Raw genomic sequence first — 17,812 nt, forward strand, 5'->3', positions numbered from 1 at the left:
TGGTAACCTGGCGAACAACGTGGGCCGTGCGTTCTTCCCGTATCAGGCCGCGGACTGGCAGACGCAGGAGATGGGCGCGTGGCTGCCGTGGATCCGCTCACCCGATGCCGAGATCAACCAGTTCCGCGACCGCATGGTCGCGCGCTCGCGCGACCAGGTTCGCAACGACGGTCGCTCGAGCGGCGGTATCACGCGGATCCTCGACAACGCCGTCGGCGCCTCGCTGCGTTTGTCGGCGGCGCCGGACTATCGCGCGCTCGCCGAGATCAGCGGAGCAGCTTTCGATATCAAGTGGGCGAATGAATTCAGGCGTGCAGTAGAGGCACGGTGGCGCCTCTTTTCGAACGATTTTGGTCGCTACAACGACGTGTCCCGTCAGCTCACCGTCTCGCAGCAACTGCGCCTAGCGTTGCGCCACAAGCTGATTGATGGCGAGGACCTGGTCATCAATTACTGGATGCCGGAACGGGTGGGGCGCGGCGGCGCGCGATATGCGACGGCCTATCTCGTTGTGGATCCTGACCGCCTGTCGAATCCCAACCAGATGGTCGACACGCGCCATATGCGCAATGGCGTGGAAGTGGATGAAAACGGCGTGCCGCTGGCGTACCACATCCGCAAAGCGCACCAGAACGACTGGTACAACTCCGTCGAAAGCATGATCTGGGAGCGCGTCGAACGCGAGGATGACGACGGCTGGCTGCGCGTGATCCACGACTTCGAGCGTGATCGCGCCGGCCAGAACCGTGGTGTGGGCGTCTTTATTCCAGTGCTCGCACACGCAAAGATGCTTGCGCGCTACTACGGTATCGAGCTGCAGGCGGCAGCGCTCGCCGCGTCGATCGGTACATACGTCACCAGCCCATACGACCCGTCGGAAGTTCAGGACGCGGTCGGCGGCGAGGATCACGAGCTCGGTTATTACCAGGGTCTGCGGGCGGAATGGAACGAAGAGCGCCCGGCGATGTTCAACGGTGTGCGCGTGCCGGCGCTTGCTCCCGGCGAAGACATCAAGGCGCTCACGTCCGACCATCCGCACAACGGCTTTACCGAGTTCGTGCACGAGATGCAGGGCTGTGTTGCATCGGCCCTCGGGATTTCGCTCGAGCAGGTTACGCAGGACTGGTCGAGGAGCAACTACTCGAATATGCGTGGCTCTTTGCTGGAGAGCTGGAAGACGCTGATTCGACGTCGGCTCGAATTTTCCGCAGGTACGGCGACTCCCATGTACGCCGTTTGGCTTCGCGAATCGATGGAGAACGGCGAGCTGCCGCTTCCGAACGGCGCGCCCGACTTCCTGGATGGGGTGACGGCATACGCGGGCTGCAGCTGGCTCGGGCCTGCACGCGGCTGGGTAGATCCGGTGAAAGAGCCGCAGGGTTCGATCCTGAAGATGGATGCGGCGCTGACCACGCTCAAGCAGGAAGCCGCCGAGCAGGGCTCCGACTGGGAGGAACTGCTCGATCAGCGTCAGATCGAGATCGAGGCCTTCCGCGAACGCGGCATTCCATTGCCCGAATGGGGCGGAAGTGAAATGGCCACCCGCACCGATGAACCCCCTCAGCAACCGCAGGCAGCATGAGCAACTATCCGCATCTTGCAACGCGGCTTTTCAACGTGCCGATCGCTATCGCGCCGCAGAAGGCTGAAATCGTTATGGCAGCGCTCGCGGACCGCTTCGGAATCGCGAAGATGTTCCGCGGCAGCGGCGACATGGTGGTGCTGGCTGACGGCGGCGCGCAGGCATTCCTGCAAAGCGCCGACACATCGCGAGCCGACTATCGCCCGTATGAGGTCGTGGAGGGGGTTGCGATCGTTCCTATCGAGGGAACGCTTGTGCACAAGCTCGGCGAATTGCGGCCCTATTCGGGCATGACCGGTTACGACGGCATCCGTGCCAATCTGAGCATGGCGATGGCCGACGAGGGCGTGCGAGCGATCGTGCTGGACATCGATTCGCCCGGCGGCGAGGTCGCCGGCTGCTTCGATCTCGTGGACTCGATCTATGCCGCGCGCGACGTCAAGCCGATTTGGGCCATTTGCACCGAGAGTGCCTATTCGGCCGCGTACGCGATCGCGACGGCGGCGAGCCGGATCATCGTCCCGCGCACCGGCGGCACCGGCAGCGTCGGCGTCATATGCATGCATGTCGATTTTTCGCAGGCGCTCACGAAAGCGGGAATCGAGGTCGAACTCATCTACTTCGGCGACAAGAAAGCGGACGGCAGCGACATGAAGCCGTTGTCGAAGGACGCGCGCGCGCGGTTTCAATCCGACGTCAACGCGATGGGCCAGTTATTTGTTGAGACCGTGGCGCGTAACCGCGGCCTCACTACCGCAAATGTGCGAGGCACACAGGCCGGCACATTCCTCGGCGCCGCTGGCGTCGAAATCGGCTTCGCGGACGCAGTGATGTCGCCCGATGAAGCATTCGCATCCTTGCTCGACGAGCTGGGCTGACTTATCCCACCAACAGGGTAATCACATGAGCAATTTGTTTCGTAACCTGGCTGCGCGAGGTGGTATCAGCTTCGCCCACCTCGGTAAAGGAGCGGCCCGTGCGGCCGACGATACGCCTCCCCCTGACGACAAAGGCGGCAAGAACGGCAAAGCCGAAGGCGAAGATACGGGCGATGGTGATCAGAACCGCGAAAACGGCGATGGCAAAGCCGAAGGCGAAGATCCACCGCCGGACGACAAGGGCGGAAAGAAGGGCAAAGCGAAGGGCGAAGACGGCAAAGACGATCCGAACGCCGAGGACGATGACGACGACGAAGAGGAGATGCGCGGCAATAGCGCAGCGGCGAGTGCACGTCGACGTGAGCGGATGCGCTGCGCCCAGATCATGGGCTCGCCGGCCGCAGGCAGGAACCCTGTTCTGGCCGCGAATCTTGCGTTCAACACGTCGATGACTCGCAAAGAGGCGCTAGCGGTGTTGACCGGCACTCCGGCGCCCGCGGCGACCGCGCCGGTGTCACGTCGTAATCCGTCGCTTGGCGCTGGCGGTGAACGCGGGGTGAGTTCGGAACAGGCGATCGCATCCAGCTGGGACACCGCCATGCAGAAAGCACGGCCGGCGCGCAAGCGCTGATCCGTCCCACCCGTCAATCGAACCCTCGAGGTAACTCACCATGACGCAAACCCCTCTCATCGAAGGCCGCCACGACGGTGGTTTTCTGGTCAGTGAATCGCGTGGCCACCGTTCCCGCGATCGCGGCACGCTCAGCGGCGCCGCAAAGATTCAGGCGGGCCAGGTCCTCGGCCGCAAGGTCGGCGGCACCGCGGCGGCCGCTGCCAAGGCCGGCAACACCGGCAATGGCACTTTCACGCTCGACGCGACGACGCCGGTCGTCGGCAATGCCCAGCCTGGCGTCTACGTCGTGCGATGCGCCACCGCTGCGGCAAACGGAGGCACCTTCCGCGTATTCGATCCGACGGGCGACGTGATCGGCGATGTGGCAGTCGGCGCCACCTTCAATGACCAGATCAAGTTCGTGATCGCCGACGGCGCGACGGACTTCGTGGTCGGCGACGAATTCGACGTGACGGTTTCCGCCCTGTCGAAAGCCTACGTGCCGCTCAGCCTGACGGCGACGGACGGATCGCAGGTCGCCTCCGCCATTTCGTTCGCGAACGTCGACGCGACGCTGGCGGACCAGACCGGCACCGTCGTCACGCGTGACTGCGAGGTCAATGGCTTCGAGCTGTTCTGGCCGACGGGCGCATCCGCGAATCAGATCTCCGCCGGCACCGCGCAGCTCGCTGCCTTGGGAATCATCGTTCGCTGATCGCCCGTAGCTCTTCCACGTTTTTCCGATAACAGTCGGCCGCGCAAGCGGCCATTATTATTTCTGGAGCCAAATAATGGCCAGTTTGGACGTGTTTCACCAGGATGCGTTTACGACCATCCAACTGACGACCGCGGTCGACAAATACCCGTTTCAGCCGACGGGCCTCGGCGATCTGAACATCTTCGAGCCGGACCCGATCCGCACGACGGCGCTTGCAGTCGAGCAGCGGCAGGGCAAGCTCGTCGTCGTCCCGTTCAGCGAGCGTGGTCAGGAGGGCACGCAACGTACGACGGAACAGCGTGAAGCGCGTTACTTCAAGGTGCCGCGCATCATGCATGCCGACACGCTGTACGCAAACGAAATCCAGGACATCCGCGCTTTCGGTACCGAGTCCGAGCTCATGCAGGTGCAGGCTGAAGTCGCGCGCCGTCTCAATGGACCAACGGGCCTCACGAGCAACATCGAGTACACGTGGGAATATCACCGTCTTGCCGCAGTGCAGGGCATGCTGCTCGACGCTGACGGCACGGTGAAATACAACTGGTTCGATGAATTCGGTATCACGCCACCGAGCCTGGTTCCGTTCAATCTGTCCGCACAGACTCCCAACAGCCTACGGCCCATCGTCAATGGCATTCGCCGGACGATGGCGCGCAAAGCGCAGGGCGCATTTCTGCCGACGACGAAGATCTTTGCGTTGTGCGGCGACCTGTTCTACGACGAATTGACCAATCACACGGACGTGATTCGGACCTACCTGAACTGGAGTGCGGCATCGGAGCTGCGCGACGACAGCCAGGGCGCTGCGTTCGAAGCGTTCCCATTCGCCGGGGTGACCTGGTCGAACTACCGCGGCTCGGACGACAACACGACGCTCAAGATTCCGGACGACGAAGTTCACTTTTTCCCGGTCGGTGCGCCGGGTGTCTTCCGGGTGGCGTACGCGCCTGGCGAATCGTTTGAATGGGTCAACACCCCGGGCAAGCCGATCTATGTGATCCCGATCTACGATCGCGACCGCAACTCGTTCTGGAAGATGGAAGCGTATTCGTACCCGCTTCACATCTGCACGCGGCCGGAGGTTCTGCAAAAGGGCCACGCAGGCGCCTAAGCCGTGCCGTTCAACTGGCGCGCCGTCACCGACAAGATGAACGGCGTGGTGATGCAGACGTTCGGCGAGAACGTGCGTGTGCTCTATATGCCTGCGTCGGGGGCGACACCCTACGAAGTTGACGGGGTGTTCGACGAGGCGTTCCTGGATCTCGCTGTTGTCGACGGCGTGCAGGTTGCGACCGTCCAGCCCCGACTCGGCATTCAGGTGTCGCAGTTCGAGGCAGCGCCTGTACAGGACGATCAGTTGCAGATCAAACGCACTGGCCTGATCTACGTCGTGCGCGAGGCCCGGCTCGATGGATGGGGCGGGGGCGGTTTGATGCTCAATCTCATAGGTGGCGATGGTGGCTGACCCAACTGGCCGGTCGGCCATGCGAAAGATGGTGGTGGCTGCATTTCAGGCGGCTGCAGCCGCGCCGACGATCCAGTCACCGGGAGACTGGAGCACGCCTCCGGCGAAGTTGCCGGCGATTCTGGTGCGTTGTGGTGATGACCAGAAGGCGTCGATCGGGAACATCGGCGAGACGCAGTTCAACACCGATTTCGTTATCGAGATCCGCGGCATCGTTTCTGGCCCAACCGGCGAGGCCGCACAGGATGCGCTCGAAGATCTCGGCGCAACGATCGAAGACATCCTGCTTCGCAACATTGCCATTCGTGCGCAGACGCAGGACTTTCCGATGATCGCGACGGTAACGGAGATCAAATCGGATGGTCGTCTGCATTTCGGCGCCGTGAGCATGGCAGTGCACTTCCAGATCTATGAGGCGTTCGATCCTGACGTGGAGACCACGCTCGAGCGAATGACCGTGACGGCTGATCTGAGAAATGTCTTCGACGCCAGCGGCACTTATCCCAACCCGCCTTTTCCCGACGCAGTTCAGCCAGCTCCGCGCACTTCGGGCCCCGACGGGCGCGCCGAGGGTGGCTTCGATGTCGAACTTCCCCAATAGGAGCAACGCATGTTCGTCAAACCCGCACCGGGTCTGAAGATTCGCGACCCTGAACTGAAAGACCTGATCCCGGACGAAGGCCGGAATGTGTCGGCCGACGATCTGTACTGGCATCGCCGCTTGCGCGACGGTGACGTCGTCCTTGTTGAATCGACTGGCGTGCCGCCCGCTGCAGAGGCCGCCCGCATCACTGGGAGCGAATAATCGTGGCCGTTCCATTCAAGAATATTCCGTCTGGCGACCAGATCCGCGTCCCCCTGTTTTACGCGGAGGTCGACAACAGCCAGGCCAACACCGCGACGCAGTCCCAGCGCGCGCTCATCATTGGCCAGATCACCACCGCAGGCACCGGCACTCCCAACACGCCGACGATATGCCAGGGTAAGTCGGATGCGAAGACCGTCGGCGGCCCAGGTTCCATGCTCGCGCTGATGACGGCTGCCTATCGCGATAGCGACGACTTCGGCGAGCTCTGGTATTTGCCGCTGGCAGATGACGGCAGCGCGGTGGCCGCGAACGGTTCCATCAATTTCACGGCCGCCGCGACGGCCGTCGGCGTGCTTTTCCTGTATCTCGCCGGGCAGCTGGTCACGCAAAACGTGAATGCGTCGCTGACGCCCGCACAGCTCGCAACGGCGCTGGTGGCGACCGTCAATGCCGCGAGCGACCTGCCGGTAACCGCGGCCGTCGACGGCACGACCACGAGCAAGGTGAACTTTACGGCGAAGAACACGGTCGATGCGACCTTCACGCGCACCGCCGCCGGCGATTACAGCATCTCGCTCAGGGAGACCGACGTTCAGGCCTTCCAGGGGCAAGCCACCGCCGCGGCAGCGGCATCCGACGTCGCAGCGGCGGCCGCTTCGGCAGCCGTTACGGCAATCAAAACCCTCAAGTAAGAGATCCCCCATGAAACGCTTATCCATGCTGCTCGCGGCAGGCCTTGTCGCGGCCGTCGCTCTCGTCGGCTGTGCCTCCGCTCCAACCCAGACGCCGGCGCAGATCGCCGCCAACATCTGTCCGGGCGTGCAATCCGAAATCGATGTGCTGCAGAAGTCCGGCGTCTTCACCGGCGGCGCGCAAGCCACGTTGACGAACCAGATCCAGCCGGACGTCGACGCGGTTTGCGCCGCCGGCGCGGCTTTGACCGTGACGACGGTCGATATTCGCAAACTCGTGCAGGCCACATTTCCGATCGTTGTGGCAGTGATCGCGAACTCGAGTCTGACCGATCAGCAGAAGCTGCAGGCGACGCTGGCCGTCGGCGTCGTGGTGACCGGCATCAACACCGCGCTTTCGCTGCAGCCGGCGACGTCGACCACTACCCCCGGGCCGGCGCTCACTCCAGCGAGCGGGGCAATTGCATCATGAGCAAGCCGATCCGCGTGGCATTCAGCGGATCGGGCTTCAAGGTGCCGGCGCACGTCGGCGCCTTGCAGGCGATCGCCGACGCCGGCTACCAGGCCGTCGAGCTCGCAGGTACATCGGGCGGGAGCATTTGCGCGGCGCTCTATGCCGCGGGCATGCCGCTGTCCGACATGAAGACACTTGCGCTGACGCATGACTGGTCGAACATGATGTCGTTCAGTCCGCTCGCCGCGCTGCGGCTTCGAGGTTTCTGCGATGGGAGCACGCTGCTCGCGTGGATGAAGGAGCACACCGGCGGAAAGACGTTCGCGGAGCTCGATATCGACCTCACGGCCGTCGCGTCGAACGTGGCGAACGAGGGCGCTTTTGACTTCTCGCGGACAGCGACGCCGGACGTGCCTATCGCGCTGGCCGTGCGTTCGTCGACGTCGATACCATTCATATTCGAGCCAGTGGCGATCGCGGACGCGCTGCTGTCGGACGGCGGAATGGTGAACAACATCCCGGTCGACAGACTAAAGGTCGACGACGTGCCGCGCCTCGGCGTGCAGCTCGTCAGCCTGGAGTTACCGCTCAAACCGAAAGCGCGGCTGTTGCCACATCAGTTCGTGATGCGGCTGATTGACTTGATGCTGTCGGCGTGCGAATCGACGCATGTGAGCGCAGCGCAGGCGGCCGGCGCGTGCATGGCATTCGTCGAGACGGGGTATGCATCGACTCTCGATCGCAACATGCCGCTCGAGGTCCGGCAGCGCCTGTACGACGATGGCTACGCAGCCACAAAGACTGCGCTAACGAGCATCCCGGCCCAGAGCGCGAAGCTGTGAGCCATCAGCCCGCGATGGGGATTTCATCGCGTGAAGACCGCTTCATAGCACCGGCTCGCGGCCTCAATATCTGAGTCGCCAAGCCAGTACTGCCCGTCGTTGGACCTGATGCCGCCCGGCGTCACGATGCCTACACACGCGATCGACTTGTTTCCCAATTCGGCGTCGACAATGTGGCTGACGACGATTCCCGTTCCCTTCAGTTCATCCAGAGTCATAGATCAATCCCTCCTGCCGTTCTTGCGCCACTCGGCGAGCCGTTGCATCGTCGATTCAACCCGCTGCTCCTGCCGCGGTGTTAGCGGGTCCCTTATACATGGTTCCGCATCCAGCTCGCGCTCGAAACACTCCCATACCGTGCCGGCCACGAACGCGCTTCCCTGTTTGCCGATCATGTTGCGAATCTGATTCGCGCGAAGGACCGTCGCCCGTAAGCGGTGAATTTCCCGAAGCAGGCGAAGCACGGTCGGAGTCGGTTCGCGATCGTAGATCTCGGCCAGATCGGCGGCGGTGAGCGGACGGTGGTGGCGCATCGCTTTCAGAAATACTGTATGGATGTACAGTATATCCAGGAATTTCCGGGTTGCATCTGGCACTATCATGGGACGGTTCTCAGGAGGGTCCCATGTGCACAAACTACCGGCCGCCAGAGGCAGACCTGTTCGAAGCGTTCACCGATTTTCCGGTGCCTCGGTTCGAGTATCCACCGGAAATCTACAAAGATTATGTTGCGCCGATCCTTCGCCTGACTGATGGCGCGCGGCTGACGGATCCGGCGACGTTCGCCATGATCCCGCGCAAGCGGATCCCGCCGGGCGTGAAGGTATTCGACACGATGAACGCTCGTGCCGAGTCGGTGGGGGAGAAGCGCAGCTACAGCAGTGCCTGGAAGAAACTGCAACTCTGCCTGATCCCATGCGCCACCTTCTACGAGCCGAACTACGAGACTGGCAAGCCGGTTCGTTGGCGGATAGGGGTGGAGGGCGGCCGGCCGTTCGCGATCGCGGGGCTATGGCGCGCGTGGGAGGATCCGGACGGCGTGTCGCTCTCGTTCACCATGCTCACCGTGAACGCCAACGAGCATCCGCTGATGAAGCGGTTTCACCGGCCGGGCGACGAAAAGCGCTCGCTCGTGATCCTGCGGCCGGAAGAATACGAGGACTGGCTCGGCGCGCGCAGCACCGACGAGGCGCGTTCGTTCCTGAATCTGTTTCCGGCCGAAGAGATGTTTGCCGAAGCCGCACCGAAGCCACAGAAGGTCACAAAGCCAACTGGGGAGGGCGGCGATCTGTTCGCGAAGTGATATGCCAGCATTCTGCCAGCACTTTCCAAACGGCCCTTTGTTTACAAGGAATTGCGGGGGTTCGAGTCCCCTCCCTCGCACCATCTATTCGTAGTGAAGAACCCCGTCAAGTCTTTGGCCTGACGGGGTTTTTTGCTTTTTCGGCCTTGCCGGCCACGCGGTCCGGCCGCGCTCAGGCGTCCGGCGTCTGCGAGGGCGCTTGCGTGCCAGGCAGGTCCGCTTGAGCGGCGCCTTCGAGAAAACGACGGGTCGATTCGAACGCCTGCAGCATCTGATCGGGCCACGGCGTTTGCAGCATGACCGCCTGGTGGTTTTCGAACGCCGACGACAACAGCTTCGCCAGCTCAGGCGAGCGCAGATGGCGCAGCAGTACGCTCACCGCGATCGCCGTGGCCTGGCTCGCGCCGGCCGTCTGGAGTTCCGAAGCGGTGAGAGCCGCGACCTGTTTGTTGATGTCCACTGCAACTTCCTTGGATGAAATGTGGGAGATTGAAGGCACGATGGCCGGTGCCGAATTTTGACATGGTTGGCGGCTTGTCGTGAGCGCCTGCCGGCACCAGGCCACCGGCCGCCGCGACCTGATCTTCTAACAGAACGCAATGCTGCTGCGCACGCGGCATCATTGGGCCGGCGTCGCGTATGAACTCGATACGATGTCACTCCGTGCTCGTGCGGGCTCAATGTCGGCTCAATATCGGTATTCTGGACAGCGTGCGCGCCCGGCATGATGATGAACAACCTGATGAGCGACGCGCCGGGTGAGCTAAATGTTCCGGTTCGTCGGCGCCGCGCTGCTGGCGGCGAGCGTGGTCAAGCAGTTCCTGTTCGATCTCTCCCACGTGACTTGGGATCGAGTGGGTCGTATCGTTTATCGGCATCGGGTTGATGTAGCTGCTGATCGGCCACTTCCACCGTTGCCGCCCAAGGCTTTAGTCCTGGAAACTGAGCAATGAAGCGTGTCTTTACACTGACGGGCTGGTGTTGTGCGATCGTGGCGGCGTGGACTTGCGCGTCGGCGGTCGCGGCTGATGATTTCGCACAGCGTTTTGCGCTTCAACTCGACGAGGGCGCCGCGTATTACAGCGTGACGTTGCTGGCGGCCGTCTATGCGGCGAGCCAGCGCGGCGATCTCGGCGACGTGCGCATTCTCAACGGTGCGGGCGAATCGCTGCCGTACTCGCTCGACGTGCCGCGCGAGCCCGTTCGCACACCGCCCACGCTGCGTCCGGTGCACTGGTTTCCGTTGCCGCCCGCGGCCGCCAAAAGTGCCGGTGCGCCGCCCGGCGTAACGATCGCCGGCGACGGTTCGTTATCCGCGACCTCGGCGCCGCCGGCCCGCGCGCAACACGACACGGACCTGATCGATATCGGCAAGGTGTCGCAAACGAGTCGCGTCAGTGCATTGCTCGTGCACCTGCGTGACGACAACTACCAGGGGCGCGTGAGCGTCGAGGCGAGCGACGATTTGCGTCACTGGCAACCTGCGGGCGACGCGCAAGTCCTCAAGGTCAGCTACAACGGCAGCACGTTGAGTCAGGACCGGATCGAACTGGACGGCATGCGTGCGCGTTATCTGCGTTTGCGCTGGCTCGACGGCGCGCCGTATGTCGATTCGCTGGACATGGAGATGCAGGTCGTTGCCGCCGGGCCGACCCAGCGCACGGACCGGATGTGGCGCGAAGGTATCGTCGCGCACGCGGGGCTGAAACCGGGCGAGTATTTCTTCAACACCGGCGGCGCGTATCCCGTCGACCGGTTGCGGCTGAATCTGCCTCAGCCGAATACCGTGGCGCTGGCCGTCGTCTATTCGCGTACGGGGCTGGAGGCGCCGTGGCGCGAAGTGGTGGGCGCGATGCTGTTCCGGCTGCACAACGGCGCGGTTGAGCAGAGCAATCCTTTGGTCGAATTGACGCCCGACACGGACCGTCAGTGGCGCGTGGTGGTCGACACGCGCAATGGCGGACTTGGCACCGGAACCTTGACCCTTGCCGCGGGCTGGCGTCCTGCGATGCTGACTTTCGTCGTACACGGCGCCGCGCCGTTCACTTTAGCGGTGGGGAACGCGGCGACAGCGTCGGCGGCGGTGAGCCGCGACAATCTGCTGATGGGCGCTTCAGCGGTGGCCGCGACGGCGCGGCTGGGTGACGCGCTGTCGCCCGCGCAGGCAGCAAGTGCGCAGGCTGCGAGTCACGGCCAGGATGCAACGCGCCGGTATTGGCTGTGGGCGGCGCTGCTGCTGGCTGTCGGGTCGCTCGGGGCGATTGCGTGGCGGCTCGCGCATCGTATCCAGCGTCCGGCGGGCATTGCATCAGATGGCGTGCCGGGCGGCGCTGCAGGGGCTGCGGCAGCGAGCGCGGCGACCCCCCATCCCGGTGCGGGCGACGCTAACGGGCAAGGCGGCGGCAACAGCTGAGCCCAGCGCCCGCATACGGCGCGCAGGTCACTCCTCGCGCGCCGTCATCGTGCCGATGATCTTGTCGAGCGCGTGGCCGAAGGCCAATTGCTCCTGTTCGTCGAGACAGTCGAACATGTCGCCGTTCCACTTGCGCGCGATCGGCATGACCTTGCGATACAACGCGCGGCCCTCCGCAGTGAGAGAGACCAGCACGACGCGGCCGTCTTCGGCGCTTGCCTCGCGCTTCACGAGCCCTTGCCTGATCAACGCTTCGGCGGCGCGGCTTGCCTGGCTTTTGTCGAGATTGGCATGCTTTGCCAGTTCCATGATCGAGAACGGCCCGAACGATCCCACCGACGCAATCACCCTTGCCTCGGGCAAGGTCACGCCGAGCTTGTCCTGATAGCGTTCGCTGATGCCGCGCTCGGCGAGTTTGTTGAGAACATGCAGACGGTACGTGAGGAATTGTTCGAGCCCGGCTTTGGGTGCCTTCATGGTCTTCCCGTAGTGAGTGAGCGGTCGCGGCGCTGTGATTGTTGCCGCAACCGTTCCGCCGGTCAACGCGTGCCGTACTTCAGGCGCGTCAACTGTTCGGCTTCGTCCGCCAGCAGGCGCGCCGCGTCGCGAATCGCGACTTCGAGCGTGATCGGCCCGGGCGCCGGCGAGAAGCAACCGCTGAAATGTTCGGCAAGGCGCGGCAAGGCGGCGGAGTCGACCGCGCCCGAGAGCAGCGTGGCCGGCACGCCCGCTGCCTGCGCGTGGCGGCAGGCGATGAAGGGCGCCTTGCCATGCAGCGTTTGCACGTCCGAACGGCCTTCGCCGGTGATCAGCCAATCCGCGCCTTCGAGCGCGGCGTCCAGACCGATTTGCCGCGCGACGGTTTCCGCACCCGGTTCGAACTGCGCGCCGAGCATATGCAGCGCGAAACCGAGGCCGCCGGCCGCGCCCGCGCCGGGTTGGTCACGCGCGGTGCGGCCGAGCGCCGGCTCGAGCAGATCGGCAAAGCGGGCGAGCGCCGCGTCGATCGAGGCAAGCTGCTCAGGTTTCACGCCCTTTTGCGGGCCGAACACCGCGGTTGCGCCGTGATCGCCGGTGAGCGGGTTGTCCACGTCCGACATGCCGACGAACTGCGTGTCCGCAAGGCGCGCGTCGAGTTGCGACACGTCTACCCGCGCGAGACGCGCGAGTTGTTCAGGCGTGGCGTCGAGTTCCTTGTCCTGCGCGTCGAACAGCTTGAGGCCGAGGCCAGCGAGCAGGCCCGCGCCGCCGTCGTTCGTGCTGCTGCCGCCGAGCGCGACGAAAAAGCGCCGCACGCCGGCGTCCATCAGCGTGCGAATCGCTTCGCCCATGCCGCGTGTGCTGCGCGCCTCGACGGGTACGCCCATTCCCACCGGGTCCGTAATGCCGACGATCTCCGCCGTTTCGATGATCGCGCTGCCGTCGGCAAGGAGCCCGGTGAGCGCTTCGCGCACCGGACCCGCCGCGCCGCGCACGCTCAGCTTGCGGCGTTCGCCGCCGCTCGTGAGCATGGCGTGGAGCGTGCCTTCGCCGCCGTCGGCCATCGGGCAGATGCGCACGCTCGCATCGGGACGGGCGCGCAGGATGCCCGCTGCGACCGCCTGGGCGACCTGTTCCGCGCTAAGCGAGCCTTTGAAGGAATCTGGAGCGATGACGACGACGGGCGAGGACGGCGAATTCGGCATGGTGTCTCTGAATGGTTGGAGTCGTTGCGAGGGCCGGTGAAACGACGGGATGCGGGCGCAGCCCCGAGCGCGTCCATTAGCTTATCAGCATGGGCGCGCCGACTGAATATGTCGAATGGCATAGCGGGCATGGCCGGCGGCGGCGCGTTCCCGCGTGGCGCATGCGCCTGCTGGCGCCGGATGACCGCCGGATGACCGCGGTGAAACGGCCGCAAAGCATTCGGACTGTATGCGTAAGCGGGCGGCGCAATCTCGTAAGCGGCATGGCCGCGATTGCGCCGGAGAAGGGCGGAAACGGCGCCGAAACAGCTCGGAAAGCGCCTGGAATCCGATCAAAACCCTGAGAAAAACGCGCGCATTCATCGAATCCCGGCTAGCCGCGCAAATAGTTTGCTAAAATATTCGGCTCTTTGGACCCAACCGTGCTGCCGGCGGCCTGCAAGCCCGCGGCGCAGGCGCGCAATCGATGCTAAAGACGTGATCGCGACATCGCGCAACATCGGAAAGCGGCACGGAGAAGATAACTGATTCGCTCGAATAATTTTAGGACGATTGAAGCCATGGCTAACGTTGTTGAAAACCTCGGCAAGCTCGAACGCCGCGTCACGATTTCCCTGCCGAAGGACGCCGTGCAGAAGGAAGTGGACTCGCGTATCCGTCAACTCGCGAAGAACGTGCGCATGCCGGGTTTCCGCCCGGGCAAGGTGCCGCTCAAGATGGTGACGCAACAGTATTCGGGCCAGGTGGAAGCAGAAGTGCTGAGCGACAAGGTCGGCAAGGAATTCTTCGACATCAGCCGCGCCGAAAACCTGCGCGTCGCCGGTCAGCCGAGCTTCGCGCCGAAGACCGACGCCGTTGAAGGCGACTACGCGTTCGACGCGACGTTCGAGGTGTATCCGGAAGTGAAGCTGGGCGACGTCGCCACCGCAGAAATCGAGCGCACCACGACCACCATCAGCGAAGCGGAAATCGACCGCACGCTGGACATCCTGCGCAAGCAGCGCGTGCACTTCCACGCTCGCGGCGAAGCCGGCGAGCACGGTGACGGCGGCGGCGACACGGCAGCGAAAGAAGGCGATCGCGTGACGGTCGACTTCGTCGGCAAGATCGAAGGTGATGTGTTCCAGGGTGGCAGCGCGGACGACTTCGCGTTCGTGCTGGGCGAAGGCCGTATGCTGCCGGAATTCGAGAAGGCGGCCACGGGCTTGAAGGTCGGCGAGTCGAAGGAATTCGATCTGGCATTCCCCGAGGACTATCACGGCAAGGAAGTCGCCGGCAAGACCGCGCAATTCACGATCACGATGAAGAAGATCGAGTGGCCGCACCTGCCGGAAATCGACGCTGAATTCGCGAAGTCGCTCGGCATCGAAGACGGTGACCTGACCAAGATGCGCGCTGAGATCAAAGACAATCTCGAACGCGAAGCAAAGCGCCGCACGCAAGCCATCGTCAAGAACCAGGTGATGGACGCGCTCCTGAAGATTTCCGAACTGGACGTGCCGAACGCACTGATCGAACAGGACCAGGAACGCCTCGTTGCGATGGCGCGTCAGGATCTGGAGCAACGCGGCGTGCCGAACGCCAAAGACGCACCGATCCCGGCTGCCATGTTCAAGGAACAGGCTGAGCGCCGTGTGAAGCTGGGCCTCGTGCTGGCCGAACTGGTGAAGGCCAATGAACTGCAGGCGAAGCCGGAGCAGATTCGTGCCGAAGTGGACGAATTCGCGAAAAGCTATGAAGACCCGAAGGAAGTCGTCCGCTGGTATTATTCCAATCAGCAACGCCTTGCCGAAATGGAAGCGTACGTGGTTGAAGCCAACGTCGTCGAATTCGTGCTCAGCAAGGCCAAGGTGACGGACAAGGAAGTAAGCTTCGAAGAACTGGCAAGCGCAACGGCGCAAGCGTAAGCGTCGCTGCAACGGCGTGCCGGCTGTCGGAGCGACGGCCCGCACGCCGTTTTTTTGTGCTGTGAAAGTGTGTCGCGTAGTGCATGGTGTCGCGCACACGTCGCATTGGTCGCGCACTTGAATAAGGGGCCGTCGACCACACCTGTCTAGCATGTAATATTCAGAATATTTCAGACAAGGATCCATTGCATGACCTTTCGCGCTCAAATGCTGGACACGTTGACCTCCCAGTCGTCGCGGGATCTCGAAGCGCAGGCGCTCGGACTGGTGCCGATCGTCGTGGAAACGAGCGGCCGGGGTGAGCGCTCGTATGACATTTATTCGCGTTTGCTGAAGGAACGCATTGTGTTCCTGGTCGGAGAAGTGAACGACCAGACGGCCAATCTCGTTGTCGCGCAGATGCTGTTCCTCGAAAGCGAGAACCCGGACAAGGACATCAGCTTCTACATCAACAGCCCGGGCGGTTCGGTGTCCGCCGGCATGGCGATTTACGATACGATGCAGTTCATCAAGCCAGACGTCTCCACGCTGTGCATGGGCCTCGCGGCCAGCATGGGCGCGTTCTTGCTGGCAGCCGGCGCGAAGGGCAAGCGTTTTGCTCTGCCGAACTCGCGGGTGATGATTCACCAGCCGCTTGGCGGCGCGCGTGGTCAGGCGTCGGACATCGAAATTCAGGCGCGCGAAATCCTGTATTTGAAGGAACGGCTGAATCATCTGCTCGCGCATCACACCGGCCAACCGGTCGAGCGTATCGCTCGCGACACCGACCGCGACAATTTCATGTCCGGCGACGACGCGCAAGCTTACGGTCTGGTTGACCAGGTGGCGCATAAGCGTCCTTGATCTGGTGCGGCCTTGCCCCGAATTGGGGCGAGCCGTCAGCAGATCGATTGTGAAACAATCAAGACTCGTCCGAGCGCCTGCGGCAAACGCCGTCACCTTGGCTCAGCCCCTGCCGCGCCCAAACTGCGAGGCGGGGGCAAACGGCGTATCATGTTATTGAGTGTCCGGAGGCTCACACATCTATGGCGGACAAGAAAGGTTCTAACAGCGAAAAGCTGTTGTATTGCTCGTTTTGCGGTAAGAGCCAGCATGAAGTTAAAAAACTGATTGCCGGCCCGTCGGTGTTCATCTGCGATGAATGTATCGACCTGTGCAACGAAATCATCCGCGATGAGGCTGCAGGTGCGGGCATTGAGGCGGGCTTGTCCAAGTCCGATCTGCCGAGTCCGCAGGAAATCCGTGAAATCCTCGACCAGTATGTGATCGGTCAGGAACGCGCGAAGAAAATTCTCGCGGTGGCGGTGTACAACCACTACAAGCGCCTGAAGCATCTCGACAAGAAGGACGAGATCGAGCTGTCCAAGAGCAACATCCTGCTGATCGGCCCGACCGGTTCCGGCAAGACGTTGCTCGCGCAAACGCTCGCGCGTCTTCTGAACGTCCCGTTCGTGATTGCCGACGCAACCACGCTGACGGAAGCCGGCTACGTCGGCGAAGACGTCGAGAACATCATTCAGAAGCTGCTGCAAAACTGCAATTATGAAGTCGACAAGGCTCAGCGCGGCATTGTCTACATCGACGAAATCGACAAGATCAGCCGCAAGTCCGACAACCCGTCTATCACTCGTGACGTTTCGGGTGAGGGCGTGCAACAGGCGTTGCTCAAGCTGGTCGAGGGTACGATGGCGTCGGTGCCGCCCCAGGGTGGCCGTAAGCACCCGAATCAGGACTTCATCCAGGTCGACACCACCAACATTCTGTTCATTTGCGGTGGCGCGTTCGACGGCCTCGAAAAGGTCATCGTCGATCGTACCGAGAAGACCGGTATTGGCTTTGGCGCAAGCGTGAAGAGCAAGCAGGACCGCGACGCCGGCGAAGTGCTGCGCGAAGTGGAGCCGGAAGATCTGATCAAGTTCGGCCTGATTCCCGAACTGATCGGCCGTCTGCCGGTGGTGGCCACGCTCGGCAAGCTCGACGAAGTCGCGTTGATGAAAATTCTCGTCGAACCGAAGAATGCGCTGGTGAAGCAGTACCACAAGCTGTTCAATATGGAGCGCGTCGAGCTCGAAATTCGCCCGGCCGCGTTGCAGGCTGTCGCGCGTAAGGCAATTCGTCGCAAGACGGGTGCTCGTGGTTTGCGCTCCATCCTGGAACAGGCGTTGCTTGATGTGATGTACGACCTGCCGCAGATGAAAGGCGTTAGCAAGGTCATCATCGACGACAACGTTATTGACGGCGACGGCAAACCGCTACTGATCTACGAAGACGCGCCCAAGGTCGCGGGTTCGAACTGATCGGCTTTCGGGTTCTTGCAAAAAAAGCCGTTCATGGCAACGTGAACGGCTTTTTTCGTTTATCGTGTGGTCAGGATGGTTGTTTTCACTATGGAGTCACTGAACCTTCGGAGTCACTGAACTTTTCCCACACGCGGAGGCTTGCAATCTTTTCT

At 62.7% G+C, this 17,812-nt stretch carries 22 protein-coding genes; 17 read left to right on the top strand and 5 right to left on the bottom strand.

Annotated features, from left to right (window positions below; translation table 11 throughout):
• Positions 1 to 70 precede the first annotated feature (70 nt).
• The 11 genes from PDMSB3_RS09225 (at position 71) to PDMSB3_RS09275 (ending at position 8,052) form a co-directional block, all read left to right on the top strand.
• On the top strand, positions 71 to 1,582 hold the full coding sequence (locus PDMSB3_RS09225) for a phage portal protein (protein ID WP_232064151.1): 1,512 nt from the start codon (positions 71 to 73) through the stop codon (positions 1,580 to 1,582).
• Entirely contained in the window at positions 1,579 to 2,460 is an 882-nt protein-coding gene (locus tag PDMSB3_RS09230) for a S49 family peptidase (RefSeq protein ID WP_165185875.1), read from the top strand. The genes PDMSB3_RS09225 and PDMSB3_RS09230 overlap by 4 nt, the downstream gene beginning before the upstream one ends.
• Complete coding sequence (locus PDMSB3_RS09235; RefSeq protein ID WP_165185877.1) at positions 2,423 to 3,091, top strand: hypothetical protein; 669 nt, start codon at positions 2,423 to 2,425, stop codon at positions 3,089 to 3,091. The genes PDMSB3_RS09230 and PDMSB3_RS09235 overlap by 38 nt, the downstream gene beginning before the upstream one ends.
• Before the next feature lie 40 nt (positions 3,092 to 3,131).
• On the top strand, positions 3,132 to 3,788 hold the full coding sequence (locus PDMSB3_RS09240; protein WP_165185880.1) for a head decoration protein: 657 nt from the start codon (positions 3,132 to 3,134) through the stop codon (positions 3,786 to 3,788).
• A gap of 76 nt (positions 3,789 to 3,864) precedes the next feature.
• Positions 3,865 to 4,902: a major capsid protein gene (locus PDMSB3_RS09245; RefSeq protein WP_011487633.1), complete on the top strand. Its 1,038-nt coding sequence runs from the start codon at positions 3,865 to 3,867 to the stop codon at positions 4,900 to 4,902.
• Positions 4,903 to 4,905: 3 nt separating this feature from the next.
• Positions 4,906 to 5,256, top strand: coding sequence for a head-tail joining protein (locus tag PDMSB3_RS09250; RefSeq protein ID WP_165185883.1), 351 nt, complete (start codon positions 4,906 to 4,908; stop codon positions 5,254 to 5,256).
• A 19-nt stretch (positions 5,257 to 5,275) separates the two neighbouring features.
• Positions 5,276 to 5,857: a hypothetical protein gene (locus tag PDMSB3_RS09255; RefSeq protein ID WP_165184128.1), complete on the top strand. Its 582-nt coding sequence runs from the start codon at positions 5,276 to 5,278 to the stop codon at positions 5,855 to 5,857.
• Positions 5,858 to 5,866: 9 nt separating this feature from the next.
• Positions 5,867 to 6,061 (top strand): DUF2635 domain-containing protein, encoded by a 195-nt coding sequence (locus PDMSB3_RS09260; RefSeq protein WP_165185886.1) that lies wholly within the window; start codon positions 5,867 to 5,869, stop codon positions 6,059 to 6,061.
• 2 nt (positions 6,062 to 6,063) lie between these two features.
• The gene (locus tag PDMSB3_RS09265; protein ID WP_197740223.1) at positions 6,064 to 6,756 is read left to right on the top strand and encodes a hypothetical protein; all 693 of its coding nucleotides are present in this window, start codon (positions 6,064 to 6,066) and stop codon (positions 6,754 to 6,756) included.
• Between the two features lie 10 nt (positions 6,757 to 6,766).
• Positions 6,767 to 7,228 carry a hypothetical protein gene (locus PDMSB3_RS09270; protein ID WP_165185889.1) on the top strand — a complete coding sequence of 154 codons (462 nt, stop codon included), beginning with the start codon at positions 6,767 to 6,769 and terminating at the stop codon, positions 7,226 to 7,228.
• The gene (locus tag PDMSB3_RS09275) at positions 7,225 to 8,052 is read left to right on the top strand and encodes a patatin-like phospholipase family protein (RefSeq protein ID WP_165185891.1); all 828 of its coding nucleotides are present in this window, start codon (positions 7,225 to 7,227) and stop codon (positions 8,050 to 8,052) included. Before PDMSB3_RS09270 ends, PDMSB3_RS09275 begins: the two co-directional genes overlap by 4 nt.
• A gap of 23 nt (positions 8,053 to 8,075) precedes the next feature.
• Here PDMSB3_RS09275 and PDMSB3_RS09280 read toward each other — a convergent pair whose 3' ends face one another.
• Complete coding sequence (locus PDMSB3_RS09280; RefSeq protein ID WP_165185894.1) at positions 8,076 to 8,270, bottom strand: hypothetical protein; 195 nt, start codon at positions 8,268 to 8,270, stop codon at positions 8,076 to 8,078.
• 3 nt (positions 8,271 to 8,273) lie between these two features.
• Positions 8,274 to 8,654, bottom strand: a complete 381-nt coding sequence (locus PDMSB3_RS09285; protein ID WP_165185896.1) for a hypothetical protein — start codon at positions 8,652 to 8,654, stop codon at positions 8,274 to 8,276.
• Between the two features lie 23 nt (positions 8,655 to 8,677).
• Here PDMSB3_RS09285 and PDMSB3_RS09290 point away from each other — a divergent pair, with 23 nt between their 5' ends.
• Positions 8,678 to 9,355: an SOS response-associated peptidase gene (locus tag PDMSB3_RS09290; protein ID WP_165185899.1), complete on the top strand. Its 678-nt coding sequence runs from the start codon at positions 8,678 to 8,680 to the stop codon at positions 9,353 to 9,355.
• Positions 9,356 to 9,527: 172 nt separating this feature from the next.
• Here the strand turns inward: PDMSB3_RS09290 and PDMSB3_RS09295 are convergent, their stop codons facing one another.
• Complete coding sequence (locus PDMSB3_RS09295) at positions 9,528 to 9,815, bottom strand: hypothetical protein (protein ID WP_007182015.1); 288 nt, start codon at positions 9,813 to 9,815, stop codon at positions 9,528 to 9,530.
• A gap of 307 nt (positions 9,816 to 10,122) precedes the next feature.
• Between PDMSB3_RS09295 and PDMSB3_RS38295 the strand changes: the two genes are divergently transcribed.
• Together PDMSB3_RS38295 and PDMSB3_RS09305 are read left to right on the top strand one after the other, a co-directional pair.
• Positions 10,123 to 10,308, top strand: a complete 186-nt coding sequence (locus tag PDMSB3_RS38295) for a hypothetical protein (protein WP_035518141.1) — start codon at positions 10,123 to 10,125, stop codon at positions 10,306 to 10,308.
• Entirely contained in the window at positions 10,305 to 11,768 is a 1,464-nt protein-coding gene (locus PDMSB3_RS09305; RefSeq protein WP_165185901.1) for a DUF3999 domain-containing protein, read from the top strand. Before PDMSB3_RS38295 ends, PDMSB3_RS09305 begins: the two co-directional genes overlap by 4 nt.
• Before the next feature lie 27 nt (positions 11,769 to 11,795).
• On the opposite strand, the gene PDMSB3_RS09310 is transcribed toward PDMSB3_RS09305, so the two are convergent.
• Positions 11,796 to 12,245, bottom strand: coding sequence for a MarR family winged helix-turn-helix transcriptional regulator (locus PDMSB3_RS09310; protein WP_007182013.1), 450 nt, complete (start codon positions 12,243 to 12,245; stop codon positions 11,796 to 11,798).
• Between the two features lie 62 nt (positions 12,246 to 12,307).
• Positions 12,308 to 13,453 (bottom strand): glycerate kinase, encoded by a 1,146-nt coding sequence (locus PDMSB3_RS09315; RefSeq protein ID WP_007182012.1) that lies wholly within the window; start codon positions 13,451 to 13,453, stop codon positions 12,308 to 12,310.
• Positions 13,454 to 14,013: 560 nt separating this feature from the next.
• Here PDMSB3_RS09315 and tig point away from each other — a divergent pair.
• The 3 genes from tig (at position 14,014) to clpX (ending at position 17,657) form a co-directional block, all read left to right on the top strand.
• Positions 14,014 to 15,360: a trigger factor gene (gene tig / locus PDMSB3_RS09320; protein WP_007182011.1), complete on the top strand. Its 1,347-nt coding sequence runs from the start codon at positions 14,014 to 14,016 to the stop codon at positions 15,358 to 15,360.
• Between the two features lie 189 nt (positions 15,361 to 15,549).
• Positions 15,550 to 16,203 (top strand): ATP-dependent Clp endopeptidase proteolytic subunit ClpP, encoded by a 654-nt coding sequence (gene clpP / locus PDMSB3_RS09325; RefSeq protein WP_007182010.1) that lies wholly within the window; start codon positions 15,550 to 15,552, stop codon positions 16,201 to 16,203.
• 182 nt (positions 16,204 to 16,385) lie between these two features.
• Complete coding sequence (gene clpX / locus PDMSB3_RS09330) at positions 16,386 to 17,657, top strand: ATP-dependent Clp protease ATP-binding subunit ClpX (protein ID WP_007182009.1); 1,272 nt, start codon at positions 16,386 to 16,388, stop codon at positions 17,655 to 17,657.
• The last annotated feature ends 155 nt before the right edge of the window (positions 17,658 to 17,812 follow it).

The organism is Paraburkholderia dioscoreae (assembly GCF_902459535.1).
Classification (GTDB): domain Bacteria; phylum Pseudomonadota; class Gammaproteobacteria; order Burkholderiales; family Burkholderiaceae; genus Paraburkholderia; species Paraburkholderia dioscoreae.